10 protein-coding genes are annotated in these 17,113 nt (G+C 66.4%); 5 read left to right on the top strand and 5 right to left on the bottom strand.

Translation table 11 applies throughout. The features are described from left to right. The first annotated feature begins 64 nt into the window (after window positions 1-64). Together OC373_RS12805 and OC373_RS12800 are read left to right on the top strand one after the other, a co-directional pair. Window positions 65-958, top strand: coding sequence for an ABC transporter ATP-binding protein (locus OC373_RS12805; RefSeq protein ID WP_070426819.1), 894 nt, complete (start codon window positions 65-67; stop codon window positions 956-958). 13 nt (window positions 959-971) lie between these two features. Beyond that, complete coding sequence (locus OC373_RS12800) at window positions 972-4,556, top strand: M1 family aminopeptidase (RefSeq protein WP_261997807.1); 3,585 nt, start codon at window positions 972-974, stop codon at window positions 4,554-4,556. 9 nt (window positions 4,557-4,565) lie between these two features. On the opposite strand, the gene OC373_RS12795 is transcribed toward OC373_RS12800, so the two are convergent. The 5 genes from OC373_RS12795 to OC373_RS12775 form a co-directional block, all read right to left on the bottom strand. Next, a complete protein-coding gene (locus tag OC373_RS12795; RefSeq protein ID WP_070426818.1) occupies window positions 4,566-4,958 on the bottom strand; it encodes an SseB family protein in 393 nt (130 codons plus the stop codon). Window positions 4,959-5,028: 70 nt separating this feature from the next. Beyond that, window positions 5,029-5,526, bottom strand: coding sequence for a GNAT family N-acetyltransferase (locus tag OC373_RS12790; RefSeq protein ID WP_070426817.1), 498 nt, complete (start codon window positions 5,524-5,526; stop codon window positions 5,029-5,031). A 91-nt stretch (window positions 5,527-5,617) separates the two neighbouring features. Beyond that, window positions 5,618-7,339, bottom strand: coding sequence for an alpha-amylase family glycosyl hydrolase (locus OC373_RS12785; RefSeq protein ID WP_070426816.1), 1,722 nt, complete (start codon window positions 7,337-7,339; stop codon window positions 5,618-5,620). After that, on the bottom strand, window positions 7,339-8,826 hold the full coding sequence (locus tag OC373_RS12780; RefSeq protein WP_261997806.1) for an MFS transporter: 1,488 nt from the start codon (window positions 8,824-8,826) through the stop codon (window positions 7,339-7,341). Before OC373_RS12780 ends, OC373_RS12785 begins: the two co-directional genes overlap by 1 nt. Next, a complete protein-coding gene (locus OC373_RS12775; protein WP_261997805.1) occupies window positions 8,823-11,024 on the bottom strand; it encodes a Six-hairpin glycosidase-like protein in 2,202 nt (733 codons plus the stop codon). Before OC373_RS12775 ends, OC373_RS12780 begins: the two co-directional genes overlap by 4 nt. A gap of 233 nt (window positions 11,025-11,257) precedes the next feature. On the opposite strand from OC373_RS12775, the gene OC373_RS12770 reads away from it, so the two are divergent. The 3 genes from OC373_RS12770 to OC373_RS12760 all read left to right on the top strand — a co-directional run bounded on the left by OC373_RS12770 (window position 11,258) and on the right by OC373_RS12760 (window position 16,970). Further along, on the top strand, window positions 11,258-13,324 hold the full coding sequence (locus tag OC373_RS12770) for a glycoside hydrolase family 97 protein (protein ID WP_261997804.1): 2,067 nt from the start codon (window positions 11,258-11,260) through the stop codon (window positions 13,322-13,324). A 258-nt stretch (window positions 13,325-13,582) separates the two neighbouring features. Further along, window positions 13,583-16,342 carry a TonB-dependent receptor gene (locus tag OC373_RS12765; RefSeq protein ID WP_261997803.1) on the top strand — a complete coding sequence of 920 codons (2,760 nt, stop codon included), beginning with the start codon at window positions 13,583-13,585 and terminating at the stop codon, window positions 16,340-16,342. 400 nt (window positions 16,343-16,742) lie between these two features. Further along, window positions 16,743-16,970, top strand: coding sequence for a hypothetical protein (locus OC373_RS12760; protein WP_156785749.1), 228 nt, complete (start codon window positions 16,743-16,745; stop codon window positions 16,968-16,970). Window positions 16,971-17,113 lie beyond the last annotated feature (143 nt).

Below are 17,113 nucleotides of genomic sequence, written 5' to 3'. Positions count from 1 at the left end.
CGGCGGATGCAGGCTATCTGAATAGGGCGGATAACCGATCCATCGCCCAGGGGAAGCTGTCCGCATGCTTGAGATCCGCGCGCTGTCCAAGACGTACGCCAATGGGGTCCACGCCCTTGCCGGTGTCACCCTCGATATTCCCCGCGGCATGTTCGGGCTGCTCGGCCCGAACGGCGCCGGCAAGTCCTCGCTGATGCGCACCCTGGCCACGCTGCAGGAAGCGGACAGCGGCACCGCCACGTTGTCGATTCCGGGCGAGGCGAGCATTGATGTGCTGCGTGACAAGGATGCGGTGCGCCGGCGGCTGGGGTATCTGCCGCAGGACTTCGGCGTGTACCCGAAGGTCAGCGCACTGGATCTGCTTGAGCATTTCGCAGTGCTCAAGGGCCTCACCCACAAGGCCCAGCGCCGCGAAGTGGTGGACGCGCTGCTGCAGCAGGTCAATCTGTGGGGAGCGCGCAAGCGCAAGCTGGGCACGTACTCCGGCGGCATGCGCCAGCGCTTCGGCATCGCCCAGGCGCTGCTCGGCGACCCACGCCTGGTGATCGTCGATGAACCTACCGCCGGGCTCGACCCGGAAGAGCGCAACCGCTTCCTCAACCTGCTTGCCGCGATCGGCGAGAACGTGGCGGTGATCCTGTCCACGCACATCGTCGAGGATGTCACCGACCTGTGCCCGAGCATGGCCATCATGAACAAGGGGCAGGTGCTGCTGACCGGCAAGCCCAGCGATGCGATCGACGCGCTGCAGCACCAGGTCTGGCGCAAGCAGGTGGACGTTGCCGAACTGCCCGCCTACGAAGCCAACCATGTGGTGCTGTCCACCCGCCTGGTCGGTGGCAGGCCGGTGATCCACGTGCACAGCGCGACCGACCCCGGCGACGGCTTCGCCGCCGTTGCTCCCGATCTGGAAGACGTCTATTTCCAGCGACTGCGCCTGCAGTCGCGGGCCGCCTGACCGGAGCCCGCCGATGATCGCTGCCTTCTTCCGCTTCGAGCTGCGCGAGCAGCTCCGTTCCCCGCTGCTGTGGCTGCTGGCGGGCCTGTTCGCGCTGATGGCCTTCGGTGCCGCGTCCACCGACGCGATACAGATCGGCGGTGGCACCGGCAACGTGCACAGCAATGCACCCATCGTGATCGCCACGGTGCTGGGCATGTTTACCCTGCTGGGCATACTGGTCTCCACGCTGTTTGTCAGCAACGCGTTGCTGCGCGACTTCGATCTGGGCACCGCCGAGCTGATCTTCGCCAGCCCGATCAAACGCCGCGACTATCTGGCCGGGCGCATCGGTGCGGCCCTGGTCAGCGGGCTGCTGGTCTACGTGATCATCGCCCTGGGCCTGGCGCTGGGGCCGTTCATGCCCTGGGTGGATCCGGCCCGCATGGGCCCGGTCTCGCTGTACAGCTATGTGTGGGCCTTCGGGGTGATCGTGATCCCGAACCTGGTCTTCACCACGGCGCTGCTGGCGTTGCTCGCGGCCACCACGCGCTCGATCCTGTGGGTCTACATCGGCGTGATCGGTTACTTCGTGCTGTACGGCGTCAGCGCCGCCCTGCTCAGCGACATCGACAACACCTGGGTGGCCGTGTTGAGCGAGCCGCTCGGCCTGCGCGCGCTGTCACGGACCATCCGCTACTGGTCGGTGGCCGAGCGCAACAGCGGCCTGCCCGCCGTGGCCGGTCAGCTGCTGGCCAACCGCGCGCTGTGGCTGGGCGTGGCGGCCGTACTGTACGCCGCCACGTTCGCCTTGTTCCGCACCGAACGCAGCGGCAGCGCCGGACGTCGCTGGGGACGCAAGAGCGCCCTCGTGACGACCGCGCCCGCACAGCGGCCGAGCCAGGTCGTAGTGCCCCGCGTGGTGCCGGGCCACGGCGCCGGCACCGCGTGGAGGCAATTCCTGCACCAGGTCCGCTTCGACACCAGCGGCGTGCTGCGCAGCGTGCCGTTCCTGGTGCTGCTGATACTGGGGCTGTGCAACTTCCTGCCCGGCGCGCTGTTCCGCCAGACCCTGTACGGCACGCCGATCTGGCCGGTCACCTCGGAGATGCTGACCGCCCTGCAGGGCGCCTACAGCTGGCTGCTGATCATCATCGTGCTGTTCTTCGCCGGCGAACTGGTCTGGAAAGAGCGCGCGGCCCGGATCAATGAAGTCACCGATGCGATGCCCGTCCCCAACTGGGTCCCGCTGCTGGCCAAGTTCGCCACGCTGGTGGCGGTGATCGCCTGCTTCCAGGCGATCGGTGCGCTGGCCGCGATCGCGGTACAGCTGAGCAAGGGCTACACGCAGATCGAGCCACTGGTGTATCTCAAGACCCTGGCACTGGACTCGGTCGTCTACCTGTTGATGGGCGGCCTGGCGCTGGTGCTGCAGGTACTGACCAACAACAAGTTCATCGGCTACGCGCTGCTGATCGTGGTGATGATCGGCCAGGCGGTGCTGGGCATGCTCGACTACACCCAGAACCTGTACAACTTCGGCAGCTGGCCGATCGCGCCGTACTCGAACATGAACGGCTACGGCCATTTCCTGCCGGGGCAACTGGCTTTCCAGGGCTACTGGGCGCTGTTCCTGCTGGCGCTGCTGTGTGTCGCCTCGGCGTTCTGGGTCCGTGGTGTCGGCACCAGCCTGCGCCAGCGCCTGGTGCTGGCGGGCCGTCGCCTGCGCGGCCCGGCCGGGCTGGGCGCCGCCGTCGCAACGCTGGCCTTCATCGGGCTGGGCGGCTGGCTGTACTGGAGCACCAACATCCGCAACGAATTCCTCTCACCGGACCAGCAGCTGGACCTGCAGGCCCGCTACGAGCGTGAACTGTCGCGCTACCGCGACCTGCCGCAACCGCGCATCGTCGCGGTGGACAACCGGATCGACCTGCACCCGGAAACCCAGTCGGTGGTGATCGATGCGTACTGGACGGTGCGCAACACCCACACCACCCCCATCGCGCAGCTGCACGTGGCGATGAACGACGACAAGCAGCTGACCGCGGTCGACCTGGGCGGCCAGACGCTGGCGATGCATGACGCCGAGCTGGGCTATCGCATCTACCAGCTGACCGCCCCGCTGCAGCCAGGGGAGGAACGCCGCATCCACTTCCGCGTCAACCAGCATCCGACCGGCATCACCTCCGATCAGGCGCCCACCGACCTGGTGGAGAACGGCAGTTTCTTCAACAGCCGGCTGCTGCCCTCGTTCGGGTACAACCAGGGCGTGCAGATCACCGACCGCAACGAACGCCGCAAGCGCGGCCTCGGCGAGCCGAGCCGCATGCCTAGGCTGGAGGACCAGGCCGCCCGCGCGAACAACTACGTGACCGACGATGCCGACTGGCTGGCCTTCCGCAGCACGATCTGCACCGCACCGGACCAGATCGCGCTGGCGCCGGGCTACCTGCAGCACGAAGCGACCGTCAACGGGCGGCGCTGCTTCAGCTACGCCATGGACCGGCCGATGCTCAACTTCTATGCCTACCTCTCGGCGCGTTGGGAAGTGAAGCGCGCGGCATACAAGGGCATCCCGATCGAGGTGTACTACGATGCGCGGCACGGCTACAACGTGGACCGCATGATCGAGGCGGTTCAGAAGTCGCTGGCGTATTACGAGGCCAACTTCACGCCGTACCAGCACCGGCAGGTGCGCATCATCGAGTTCCCGGGCTACGCGCGTTTCGCCCAGTCGTTCGCCAACACCATCCCCTACTCTGAATCGATCGGCTTCATCGCCGACCTGCGCAATCGTGACAAGGTGGACTACGTGTTCTACGTGACCGCCCACGAGGTCGCGCACCAGTGGTGGGCGCACCAGGTGATCGGTGCCAACGTGCAGGGCGCGACGATGTTGTCCGAATCGCTTTCCCAGTACTCGGCGCTGATGGTGATGGAGAAGGAGTACGGGCGGCAGCAGATGCGCCAGTTCCTGAAGACGGAACTGGATGGTTACCTGTCCGGGCGTGGCAGCGAGGGCATCGAGGAGCTGCCGCTGGCACGGGTGGAGAACCAGCAGTACATCCACTACGAAAAGGGCTCACTGGCGTTCTACCGCCTGCGCGAAGAGATCGGCGAGGCCGCACTCAACCGTGCGCTCAAGCGTTTCCTGCAGGACAAGGGCTTCCAGCAACCGCCCTACACCACCTCGACCGAACTGCTGGGCTACATCCGGGCGGAGACGCCGGCCGACCGCCAGCAACTGGTGACCGATCTGTTCGAGAAGATCAGCTTCTACGACAACCGCGTGCTGGCCGCGACCGCGCGCAAGCGGGCGGACGGCAAGTACGACGTCACGCTGAAGCTGCATGCCGAAAAGCGCTATGCCGACGGTGACGGCAAGGAGACCGCTGGCGCCATGGACGACTGGATCGAGCTCGGCGTGTTCGCCAACGCTGCGTCGGGCAAGGAGCGCGACCAGAAGGTGCTGTACCTGCAGCGCCACCACGTCTCCGAGGCCAACCCGTCGATCACCGTGACGGTGGACGGCAAGCCGGATGAAGCGGGCTTCGATCCCTACAACAAGCTGATCGATCGGGTCTCCTCGGACAACCGGCGCAAGGTGACGCTGCAGTAGAACGCAGCGTCAGCGTGGGCCGTTGGCGAAGTCCTTCAGGATTTCGCCGACGCCCGATGGCGAGATCTCAAATCCCAGCGGCGTGCCGGGATTGATCACCACGCCGTAGCCGCCGGGAACGCGCTTGAGCACGTCCAGCATCAGCATGCGGAGGGTGTGCGGGGCCTGCTGGCTGTGGAAACCGACCCGGCTCATATCGGTGAACACGGACACGTGCAGCACGCCCTGCTTGTCGAACAGCAGCGGGTCGAAACCGCTGCCGTCCGGGGTCACCAGGCTGCCGGTGAGCAGCACCACCTCGGACGCCACGAAGGCCTTCATGAACAGGCCGATCGGCAGCTGGCCGTCCATTGCCGTCTTGAGCAGCGTTTCGATCGGGGTCTGGGGGGCAGCGTCGTTCATGGAATGCGGGGGTAGGGGTGGGGCCGCTAGTGTACCGCCGGGGGTGCCGGGAGCCGGCCAGCGGCCGGCACTACGGGCTGGCCGGATCGCCGACGAGGTAGAGGTGGAACGTCGGGTCTTCCTCGGCCAGCGCGACATGCGGGAGACCGAGCCGCGGCAGGGCCCGCAGCCAGTAGGCATGCGCCGCCAGATCGCCGCGGAACACTGCGAGCAGCCATTGCCCCTCGCCGGGGCGCAGCAGTGTGCTGACCACATAAGCGGCCAGGCCTTGCCGCCGGTACTTGGGGAGCACGAAGAGGTCGGCCAGTTCGGGATAGTGGTGCCCGTCCCGTTCCACCCGGTCCACCAGCACGAAGCCGGCGAGTGCTTCGTCGACGAACAGCAGCCGTGCCCACTGCGGGTCATCGCGCAGCGAGGCCTCGACGTCGCGCCGGTCACAGTCGAACAGGCCGTCGGGACGTACCTCTTCCCCGCTCCAGGCCGAGGCCTCGAAGTAGTAGAACTGCATCAGATGGAACAGGCGCTCGGCGTCGCCGGACGTTGCGTGGCGCAGGGACAGGCGTGACATGGACACCTTACTCGGGAAGACCGCACTGCGCGGTCGCGAGCCCGATTGTAAGGCCCGGCCCACCGCAAACGGCAGACTGGGCATCGCCCGGCTACTTCGCCAGGCGCTTCGTGCGCGCACGCTGGTCGTCGACCGCTGCCTTCAACTGCTGCTGCAGCGCCGTCTGGTCGACCGGTGCATCCAGCACGAACACGCGCACGCCGTGTGCGGGTACCTCGGCAGTCAGCGACCCCTTCACCGTCTGGCTGGCACCGCCCAGTGCGTCGCGCCAGGTACCGGCCTGTAGATAGCGGCGGACCTCAAGGGTGCGGGCGGTGTCACCCTTGTTGAGCAGGACCAGCGCGGTCTGGGCGGTATCGCCCTGCTGCAGCACGCGGAAGAACACCGCTTCATCGCCGTGCAGGCGCTCGTTGACCTGCAGCCCGCGCTGCAGGGCGGGGGTGGCCTCACGCAGTTTGGCGATGCGTTGCAGCGGCGCGTAGATCGGGCTCTTCGGCGCCTCATCGACGCGCTTCTGGCCGAAGTAGGCACGGTTGCCGGCATGCTCGGCGCGGCTGCGCATGAAGCCGGTTTCCGAGCCGTAGTAGATCACCGGGATGCCACGCGCGGTGAACAGCCAGTTGTGGGCGTCGATGAACCCGGCATCGGTTGCGTCCAAGCGCGCCATGTCGTGGTTGTCGTAGAAGCTCATCAGCTCGTACGGATTCGCATATGGCCCATGGAGCAGGTGCAGCGGTTCGGCCAGCGTCTCAAAGCCCTTCTGTTCTTTGCCGAACACGGACGACAGTGCGCCACGCAGCGGGAAGTCCAGCACGGAGACGTTCGCATTGGCCGGCCAGGTGTGCTCGGCGATCTTGCTGGCGTCGTAGTCGAACGCTTCGCCGAACATGAACATGCCCGGATGCTCCGCGCGGATGCGGTTGACGAAGGCATGCCACCACGGGTGTGGCAGCCAGCCGATGGTGTCGATGCGCAACGCATCCACGCCCTGCGCGGTCCACTGCAGGTACGCGCCCACCAGGTAGTCCATCACCGCCGGATTGTGCTCGTTGAAATCGGAGAGTTCGGCCAGGTTGCCATCGAAGATCGAGCCGCTCTTCCCGTCCACCGGGCCGATGTTGTTGTAGAACGCGTGCAACGGGTTGTGGACCGGGTCCAGCTGCTGCGGCGGGAGGTTCTGATGGTCGGCGATCAGCCGGCCGTCCTTGTCGAAGATCTGCCCGAACTGCAGCTGCGCCACCGGCATCGTCCACGCGGGCGAGCCATGGTTGCCCACGATATCCAGCACCACCTTCAGATCGGCCGCGTGCAGGCCACGGGTGAAATCGGCGAAGTCCAGGTCCTTGCTCGGCAGATGTTCGTCGAGCGTGTAGAAGTTGACGCCCCAGTAGCCGTGGTAGCCGGTCTTGCCGCGGTCGGTCAGCGTGCTGGTGCAGCTGATCGGCTTGCTGCCGGTGAAGGCCTGGTCCGGGTTGTCGATGATCGGGGTGATCCACACCGCGCCGAAGCCCAGATTGCGGATGTACGCGGCGTTGTCGAGCACCCCCTTGAAGTCACCGCCCAGATAGCCGATGTTGCCGTCCACCTTGTCCGGGCACGGCACCGGGATGTCGAAGGTGGGGTGTGCACCGCCCTGGTCGCGGTGATCGTTGGACGGGTCGCCATTGACGAAGCGGTCGGTGACCACGAAGTAGACCGCCTGGCTGGCGAACGGCTCACGCGTGCCGACATAGTCCGGGCGCTCGACGGCCAGGGCGGGACTGGCGGACAGCACGAATGAAAGGGCCAGCGACAACGACGAATACCGGGACATCAGACACGCTCCTGTTGGGATGGCACATACAGCACGCACAGGCCGGCCAGCAGCAGGCTACCGCCCCCAAGTGCGAGCACGTGCATCGGGTCACCGCCCAGCCACGTGCGCAGCAGGAAGCCGAGCGCACTGGCCGCGACCAGCTGCGGGATCACGATGAAGAAATTGAACAGGCCCATGTAGATCCCCATCTTGGCCGCCGGCACGCTGTCGGACAGCAGCGCATACGGCAGCGACAGGATCGAGGCCCAGGCGAAGCCGACGCCGACCATGGACAGCAGCAGCCAGTGCGGATCTCGGATGAACAGCATCGAGATCAGCCCCAGGCCGCCCAGCCACAGGTTGACCAGGTGACTCCAGCGCAGGCCCAGTGCGCGCACCATCAACGGGATCAGCAAGGCCGCCAGTGCGGCGAAGCCGTTGTAGGCACCGAACAGCACGCCAACCCAGTTGGCACCTTCGTTGTAGGCGGCCGAGGCGGTATCGGTCGAGCCGAAGTGCGTACCGGCGACGGCGGCCGTGGTGTATATCCACATCGCGAACAGCGCGAACCACGAGAAGAACTGCACCCACGCCAGGCGACGCATGGTGCGTGGCATCGCACGCAGGTCGTCGACGATGGTGGCCAGCATGTTCGCGCCGGGCACGCAGCGCGCCACACCGAGCAGCACGCCATAGGCGACGCAAAAGCCGGCGAGCACATACAGCATGCGGTCACCCTGCTGCGACGCGATGGCGGCGGCAAGCACGAGACCGGCCGCCACCCAGCCACCGATCTGCGCCCAGGGTGGCGGTCCGGCCACGCGCGCACTGTGGTGCACGGCGGCCGGCTCGGCATCGTCGAAGCGGGCCAGTTCGGCAGGCGAGTACTCCCGGGTGCTGACCACCGTCCAGGTGATCGCCGCCAGCAACACAGCCGCGCCGAAGTAGAACGCGTAGCGCACGGTATCGGGCACCTGCCCCGCTGCGGCCGTATTGGCCACGCCGAAGTGGGCCAGGATGAAAGGCAGGAAGCTGGCGACGATGGCGCCGATGCCGATGAAGAAGCTCTGCATCGCAAAGCCGGTCGGCCGCTGCCGCGGGGCCAGCTGATCGCCGACGAACGCGCGGAACGGCTCCATCGATACGTTGATCGAAGCATCCAGCACCCAGAGCGTGCCGGCCGCAATCCACAGCGTCGGCGAATTCGGCATCACCAGCAGGGCGAGCGTGGTCAGTACCGCACCGATCATGAAGAACGGGCGACGGCGGCCCCAGCGCGTCCAGGTGCGGTCGGACAGGTAGCCGATCACCGGCTGCACCAGCAGGCCGGTCAGTGGCGCGGCGATCCACAGCCCGGGCACCGCATCCATCGGGGCGCCGAGCGTCTCGAAGATGCGGCTGGCATTCGCGTTCTGCAGCGCGAAGCCGAACTGGATGCCGAGGAAGCCGAAGCACATGTTCCAGATCTGCCAGAACGACAGCGTCGGCTTGGGCGAACGGCTCATCGGCGCGGCTCCGTCGAGGCCGCCACCGGCATCAGGGTCAGTGCGGATACGCGCGCCTGGTTGAGCACGCCCGCGCTGCCGCCCTTGCCGCCGTTGTACTGCGCGAAGTGGGTCAGCGCGCTCATGTTGAAGCCCTCCTCCAGCGAGATGCGGCAGGCCCCTGCCGGCGTCTCGAACTCTACGGCTGTTGAATCCTGTTCGCCCACGCTGTGCGGCATCACGATGGGGCGGCGCTGCTCGGGCTGGCCCGCACACTGCAGCACCAGCGTCTTCACCGCTGCGGTCACGCCGGTGTTGATCGGGCCGTTGGGGTTGTTGTAACGCAGCCGTGCACGCCAGCGGCCGGCGGTCGGTGCGGTCCACTGCCACTGCGTGTCGCCGGCCAGCACCTGCTGCGGGCCGATGCAGGTCATCGGGCTGTGCAGCGATTCCAGCGCGCCTGCACGGCGGGTCAGGCTCAGGCAGTGGCTGGCACCGTCCTTGACCAGCGTGGCGACACCCTGCGCGGGCACTACTTGCTGGCCGTCGCGCCACAGCACGTGCCCGGCAGGCACCGTGATCTTCCAGCCTGCCGTCGTTTCACGCGGCACCGGCGCGGCGGGGGTGGCCGGGGCGAACACCACCGAGGGACGCAGGATGGCCGGTGATGGCGTCGCGCCCGTGGCATGCAATGGCACCAGCTGCACCGTCGTGGTCGTGCCGTCGCGCTGGATATCACCCGCCACCAACAGCTCGCCGGCAAGCTGCTTCGGTCGCACCAGCACGTATCGCTGTTCGCCATCGTCCAGGCGGATGCGGTCCTGCGCACCGAACAGCGTCGGCACCAGCGACACCGGCAGCTTCGGCGCGATACGACCGTCGTCCTCCACGCCGAACACACCTTCCAGCACCATCGAGAGATAGCCGGCCACCGACCACAGCTGGCGTGGCGAATTGACCACCGGGCCGCTGAGGGCACCTTCATCGACATGCACCGCCAGCGTGCGCATCTCGTAGTTCTCCATGTTGGAACCGGCCAGCGCAGTGCCGCGCATCAGCGACTCGATCTCCATGGCGATGCGCGGGGCATCGTCCAGCCGGCGCGCCGCGCGCAGCGAGTACGCGCTGACGAAGGGCCAGATGCCGCGGTTGTGGTAAATCGGCTGTTGGGCTTCCTGCGGCCAGACGACCGGACTGCCACCGGCCACGGCCGGGTAGTTCGACAGGGCACGCCGCGCGCGATCGGCCGGAAACACATCGGCCAGCACGCCCAGCGAGAGCGCGAGCAGGTCGTACTTGGCATACGGCACCGGGTGCGCGGCTTCACCGATGTAGCTCATGTACTGCCCGTCATCCTCGCGCCAGAAGCGCGCGTCGATCTGGCGGGCCAGCGCGTCGGCCCATTGACCGTACGTGGCAGCCCGCGCATCGCCGTGCTGGCGCGCCAGCTGCCCGGCCAGCCGCAGGGCCTGGTAATGGAGCACGTTGGTGGACAGCGCGAAGGACTCGCCGATGAAGCGCACGTCTTCGCGGGTCCAGTCCGGGTAGGTCTGCTCACGCCAATCCAGGAACGAAGTCTCGCCGCGATACAGGCCGATCCGTGCATCGAACACCGCTGCACGATCCTGCGCCAGGGTGGCCTGCAGTGCCTGCCAGACCTGGTCGGCAAAGGCCGCGTCATCCAGCAGCCCGCGTGCGGCCAGGAACCACACCACGCGGTCGCTGCTGATCGGCCAGCTGCCACCGGAGCCGGTGTCCTGGGCGACGAACAGGCCTGGCGTATGCCCATCGCGTGCGGTGGACAGCTTGAACTGCAGCGACTGGCGCGTGCGTACCGGATCCAGACGCGACAGCGCCAGATCCGCGGCGAAGCTCACATCGCGGGTCCACACATAGGGCCAGCGCTCCCCGGTCTGGAAGCACTCGCAGTCCACGGGCTTACCGTGATTGAAGGCCGGGTCGCGGATCGCCTCCACGCGGTCGGCATCCATCTCCTGCTGGGCCAGCCCGAACAGCGCATCGAACAGCACACTGCCGGTTTCGCTGCGCATCGGCTGCGCGTTGACGCGCACCTCGCCCTGCGGTGCGTGCAGACGGTAGCCACCTTCAACGGCGGTCTCGGCACGCGCATGGCGGCCATCGAAGTCCAGGTCGGCCGCACGTGCGGTGGACCCCATCGCTGCCCCGAGGGCAACGGTCAGGCAGATCATCTTCAGCATCGAAGTGGCGAACCGGCTCGCGCCTGTTGCCTCCCTCCCCTTTGCTCGCGTTGTAGGTCCGCACCGCCTCGCGGCAATGCGCTCGCGGCCCCCTCCCAGGGTGCCTTGGGCCCATGGTAGACGGCACGCCGCAGCCTGCATCGAGCTGCATACGTATTCATGACCAGGGCGGTCGGCAATCGTGACCGCCTCGCTATAGTCCGGGGGTGTTTTCGGCCGCCTTGGGAGGGGAAATGCCGTCACTGTCGCATCCAACAAACGGGCATTTCGCACGTCGTCGCCTGCCCCTGCTGGGCTGGATCCTCTGCGCATTCAGCGCCACCGCCTTCGCCCAGCCGGTCACTGTCGCCAGTGTCGAGTCGCCCGGCAAGGTACTGCGCGTGTCGCTGCAACTGGATGGTGGCAACCCCAGCTACCGGGTGGACCGTTTCGGCGAAACGGTGGTGGACAACTCCAAGCTCGGCTTCCAACTGCGCGATGGCCGCCTGGACCGCGACCTTGCCGTGGTCGGCCAGCAGTCGCGCAGCGTCGATGAGACCTGGGAGCAGCCCTGGGGCGAGCGCCGGCTGACCCGCAACCACTTCAACGAAGTGGTGGTGCAGCTGGTCGAGCGCAGCGGCACCAAGCGGCGCATCGATGTGGTGTTCCGGGTCTACGACGACGGCCTGGGCTTTCGCTATCGCTTCCCGCAGCAGCCGGGGATGCGCGAGGCGATCATCGATGATGAGCTGACCGAGTTCGCGATCGCACCGACCGCCACCGCCTGGTGGATTCCGGCCGGCGAGCCGATCCACTACGAATATCTTTACCAGCGTACGCCGCTGGACCAGGTGCCGCTTGCGCACACGCCGATGACGCTGCGCAGCCGCGATGGACTGCATGTCTCCATCCATGAAGCGGCCCTGGTGGACTACGCCGGCATGTGGCTGCGCCGCACCGAAGGCCAGCGCCTGCGGGCGCAGCTGTCACCCTCGGCCGAAGGCTGGAAAGTGCGGCGCAGCCTGCCCTTCGATACGCCGTGGCGCACGCTGCAGATCAGCGACACCGCCGGCGGGCTGGTCGAATCCAGCCTGATCCTCAACCTCAACGAACCCAATGTGCTGGGTGACGTGAGCTGGGTGAAGCCCTCCAAGTACCTGGGTGTGTGGTGGTCGATGCATCTGGACAAGGAAAGCTGGGCCACCGGCCCGCGACATGCTGCCACCACGGCCAAGACCCAACGCGTGATCGACTTCGCTGCCCGGCATGGCTTCCGCGGCGTGCTGGTGGAAGGCTGGAACCCTGGCTGGAACGGCGACTGGGTCGGCAACGGCTACGCATTCGATTTCACCCGGCCCACTGCGGACTTCGACATCGAGGCGCTGTCGACCTACGGCGCGACGAAGGGCGTACACCTGATCGGCCACCATGAAACCGGCTGCGCCATCGAACACTACGAGGATCAGCTCGGCGCGGCGCTGGATCTCTACGCGCGGCTGGGCGTGGACTCGTTCAAGAGCGGCTATGTGTGCGATGACGGCCAGGTGGATCGGCGCAACCCGGCGGGTGGGCCACTGTGGCGCGAGTGGCACGATGGCCAGTTCATGGCCCGCCATCACCTCAAGGTGGTGCAGGAGGCGGCCAGACGGCATATCGCGGTGAACCCGCACGAGCCGATCAAGGACACCGGCCTGCGCCGCACCTACCCGAACTGGATCACCCGCGAAGGTGCACGTGGGATGGAGTACAACGCCTGGGGACAGCCGCCGAATCCGCCTGAGCACGAGGTCAACCTGGTGTTCACCCGGATGCTGTCCGGGCCGATGGATTACACCCCCGGCATCCTCAGCCTGAAGGGCCGTGGCGGCCAGGCGATCCCCAGCACGCTGGCGCGCCAGCTCGCCCTGTACGTGACGATCTACAGCCCGATCCAGATGGCCGCCGACCTGCCCGAGCACTATGAGCAGCACCGTGAGGCCTTCCGCTTCATCGAAGATGTGGCGGTGGACTGGGAGGACACCCGCGTGCTCAACGGCGAGGTGGGCGACTTCGTGACCATCGTGCGCAGGGACCGCCACAGCCGCGACTGGTTCCTGGGCAGCATCACCGACGAACATGGCCGCGTGCTGCCCATCCCGCTGGGCTTCCTGGAGCCGGGCGTACGTTACCGGGCGGAAATCTATCGCGATGGGGACGGCGCCGATTTCCGCAGCAACCCCTTCGCTTTCGTGCGCGAGACCCGCGAGGTCACCAGCGCCGACGCGCTGACGCTGGTGCTTGCGCCGGGCGGCGGCCAGGCGATCCGCTTTACCCCGCTGTAGACCTGATCAGAGGTCTCGACGCAGGCCCATGACGTTTGCACGGCAAACCGTGGCGCGGTGGCGCGGTGGCGCGCATGCGCCAACGCACCTGTAATCGCTTCCAACACGGCAAACGTCATTGAATACGTATGCAGGGTGATTCCCGCGGCAGGCGCGCTGCCTACCATAGCCACGCAGTCAACGGCCACCGCGCCGTGACGCTCCCGGGTCCTCCGGGCAACCACAAAATCGATTGGCAACATTGCCTGGGAGGGGAAAATGTTGAACCGCAAGCGCAGCGCGCTGAGTCTCGCGCTGGCCGTCGCCCTGACGCCGTTGATGGCGTCGGCGCAGACCGCCGAATCCAGTACCACCACCCCACCGACCGGAAATACGGCAACCAACCTGGACACCGTCCAGGTCACCGGTATCCGCCGTGGCATCGAGAACGCGATCGCGATCAAGCAGGACGCCACCTCGGTGGTCGAAGCGATCTCGGCCGAGGACATCGGCAAACTGCCTGACGTGAGCATCGCCGAATCGCTGGGCCGCCTGCCCGGCCTGGCCGCCCAGCGCGTGGCCGGCCGCGCCCAGGTCATCAGCGTGCGCGGCCTGTCGCCGGATTTCGCCACCACCCTGCTCAACGGCCGCGAAGTGGTCAGCACCGGCGACAACCGCAGCGTCGAGTTCGACCAGTACCCCTCGGAACTGGTCAACGGCGTGACTGTCTACAAGACCCCGGACGCCGCCCTGGTCGGCCAGGGCCTGTCGGGCACCATCGACATGCAGACCGTGCGTCCGTTGAGCTTCGCCGAGCGCGTGATCGCCATCAGCGGCCGCTACCAGAAGAGCTCGCTGGGCAAGGCCGCCAACGTCGACCCGTACGGCAATCGTTTCAGCGCCAGCTACATCGACCAGTTCCTGGACAACACCCTGGGCATCTCGATCGGCTACGCGCACAGCGACATGCCCATCCAGGAAAACCAGGTCGGCCTGTACGAGCCATGGACCACCGAGCAGACCGACCAGGGCAACCGCCCCGGCCTGGCGCCGGGCACCGTGTTCTCCGATGGCATCAAGGCCCTGCGCCGCACCGGCAACAACGAGCGCGACGGCGTGATGGCCACCGTGCAGTTCCGTCCGTCGAACGTGTGGACCAGCACGCTGGATGCCTTCCACACCGAAGCCGAGCAGATCGACACTGCCAACCAGTTCGAGGTCAACCTCAGCAACTACAACGGCGGCTATACCCCGGGCCTGCTGATCACCAACCCGCAGATCAACGCCGACGGTACCTTCGCCGGTGGCGTGGCGACCGGCGTGTACCCGCTGGTGCGCGGCATGTACAACAAGCGCAAGGACAAGATCGACGCGTTCGGCTGGAACAACGAGTTCAACTTCGAGCGGGTCAAGGTTCTCGCCGATGTGAACTACTCCAAGGCCACGCGCAACGAACTGAATCTGGAAAACAACCTGCAGCTCACGCCGATGCCGCAGCTGGATTCGGTCGGCGTGGTGGTCAAACCGGACGGTTTCTCACAGATCAGCCCGGGCCTGGACTATTCCAACCCGGACGCGCTGTTCCTGACCAACACCATCTACGGCTCCGGCTACGGCAAGGTGCCGATGGTCGAAGACCGCCTGAAGGGCGCCCGCCTGCAGGCCACCTTTGCGATGCCCGATTCGCTGCCGTGGTTCTCCGATGTGGACGTGGGCGTGAACTACGCCGACCGCCGCAAGGACAAGACCCAGGCCGAGGGCAACATCCTGCTGGGCGACCAGGGCGATGCCAACATCGCCAGTGACCTGCAGTACGCGCCGGTCAATCTGGGCTTCGCCGGTATCGGCTACATCCCCGCCTGGAACGTCCCGGCCGCGGTGGACCGCTACATGGTGTTCAACCCGGTCACCAACCTGGACTATCTGATTCCCAAGGCCTGGACGGTGCAGGAAAAGACCAGCACCGCCTGGATCCGCGCCAACATCAACACGGACCTGGGCGAGGTGGGCCTGCGCGGCAACATCGGCGTACAGATGGTGCGTACCGACCAGAGCTCGCAGTCCAACTACTTCGACCGCTCACGTCCGGACGGCCAGAACATCCTGCCGATCGATGACGGCAAGACCTATACCGATTGGCTGCCCAGCTTGAACCTGGCCTTCATGTTCCCGCACCAGCAGACGCTGCGCTTCGCCGTGGCCAAGCAGGTGGCACGCCCGCGCGTGGACCAGATGCGTGCCGGCCTGGAGTTCGGCGTGGACACCGCCACCGGCAAGCCCGGCGGCAGCGGTGGCAACCCGCTGCTGGATCCATGGCGCGCCAACGCCATCGACCTCTCGTACGAAAAGTACTTCGGCGAGAAGGCCTACGTGGCCGCCGCGGTGTTCTTCAAGGACCTGAAGTCCTACGTCTATACGCAGTCGCGCGATGACTACGACTTCAGCGACCTGCTGGCCAGCTACGTACCGCAGCCGGGCATGATCGTGCCGGTGCTGCCGACCGGCACCTTCTCGGCCCCGCAGAACGGCCAGGGTGGCAAGCTGAAGGGCCTGGAGCTGACCGCCTCGTTCCCGCTGGAGATGCTGACCGAGAGCCTGCGCGGCTTCGGCGTGCAGGCCAGTGCGACGTTCAACGACAGCGACATCAAGATCCTGGACCCGGAAAGCGCCTCCAGCGTGGGCAGCGATCCGATCAGCCTGCCGGGCCTGTCCGAGCGCGTGTACAACTTCACCGCGTACTACGAGCGCAGTGGGTTCGAGGCACGCGTGAGCCAGCGCCGTCGCTCGGACTTCATCGGCGAGATCGGCAATTTCAACGGCAACCGCACCCTGCGATACGTGGTCGGCGAGAACGTGACGGATGCGCAGGTCAGCTACACCTTCGCCGACAGCAGCAGCCTGCATGGGCTGACGCTGCTGCTGCAGGGAAGCAACCTGACCAACGAGCCGTATCGGACCTATGCCGGCACCAAGGATCGCCCGCTGGAGTACGTGGAGTGGGGCCGCACCTACATGCTGGGCGTGAACTACAAGTTCTGATTGAGCTTGCTTCAGCGACGTAGTGCCAGCATCAAGCGTTTGAAGAACCCGCTGCCTTTGCAGCGGGTTTTTTGTTGGTTTCCCTCTGCCCTCTCAAAAGCGTCAGTGCCGACTGTCCGTGGCCTGGTCGGGGGTGTGTGGGTTCGCGGGACGCGCCGTAAACCCATCCATGGGGGCTCGTGAGCCGCATCCATGCGGCACAACGGTCCCGCCAACCCACACACCCCCGCCCTTCGACAGTTGGTTGGTGGCCGTGGGAGTGCAGTGCAGTGCACTGCAACGCAAACCAGAGCAGAGCAAAGGGAGATCGAACGAGGTATCTGCGGTTAGGACCAGCTCGAGCAGTTCGGCCGCCTCGACACTTTTGACCGTGCCGACTACGTCGAACGCCCCGATTGCCGTGACCGCCTGGACCGTTCCGATCACACCGATCATCTCGACCGCACTGGCCGATACGACCGTTGTGAATGCTTCAACTGTTTCAACTGTTTCAACTGTTTCAACTGCTTCAACGCCTGAGACCAGCGCGTCAGCTCAAGCCTTTCGAATTCCGGTCAACATCAGCCTCGCCGGTGCGATGTCGTGCCTGCCCGGCATCGCCTTTCCCTTGCACACCGACACACTGTGAAAGGGTGGGCAGGGGTGGGTTGGCGGGACCGTATGCCGCCATGGATGGCGGCATACGAGCTTACATGGACGTACTTGCAGCGGGTCCCGCTGACCCACCCCTGCCCGCCCAAACCAGCACGACCGCAGCCCTGAGCGCTGTGG

This window comes from Stenotrophomonas sp. Ste96, from assembly GCF_024519495.1.
In the GTDB taxonomy this organism is placed as follows: Bacteria; Pseudomonadota; Gammaproteobacteria; order Xanthomonadales; family Xanthomonadaceae; genus Stenotrophomonas; species Stenotrophomonas bentonitica_A.
Note: the sequence above shows the minus strand (reverse complement) of the source record. Positions and strands in the feature narration are given on the sequence as shown.

Bases quoted from the DNA above. Each gene is read 5' to 3' on its own strand.
- OC373_RS12775 (WP_261997805.1), bottom strand. From the start codon at position 11,024: ATGCTGAAGATGATCTGCCTGACCGTTGCCCTCGGGGCAGCGATGGGG.
- OC373_RS12805 (WP_070426819.1), top strand. From the start codon at position 65: ATGCTTGAGATCCGCGCGCTGTCCAAGACGTACGCCAATGGGGTCCAC.
- OC373_RS12800 (WP_261997807.1), top strand. From the start codon at position 972: ATGATCGCTGCCTTCTTCCGCTTCGAGCTGCGCGAGCAGCTCCGTTCC.
- OC373_RS12795 (WP_070426818.1), bottom strand. From the start codon at position 4,958: ATGAACGACGCTGCCCCCCAGACCCCGATCGAAACGCTGCTCAAGACG.
- OC373_RS12785 (WP_070426816.1), bottom strand. From the start codon at position 7,339: ATGTCCCGGTATTCGTCGTTGTCGCTGGCCCTTTCATTCGTGCTGTCC.
- OC373_RS12790 (WP_070426817.1), bottom strand. From the start codon at position 5,526: ATGTCACGCCTGTCCCTGCGCCACGCAACGTCCGGCGACGCCGAGCGC.
- OC373_RS12770 (WP_261997804.1), top strand. From the start codon at position 11,258: ATGCCGTCACTGTCGCATCCAACAAACGGGCATTTCGCACGTCGTCGC.
- OC373_RS12780 (WP_261997806.1), bottom strand. From the start codon at position 8,826: ATGAGCCGTTCGCCCAAGCCGACGCTGTCGTTCTGGCAGATCTGGAAC.
- OC373_RS12765 (WP_261997803.1), top strand. From the start codon at position 13,583: ATGTTGAACCGCAAGCGCAGCGCGCTGAGTCTCGCGCTGGCCGTCGCC.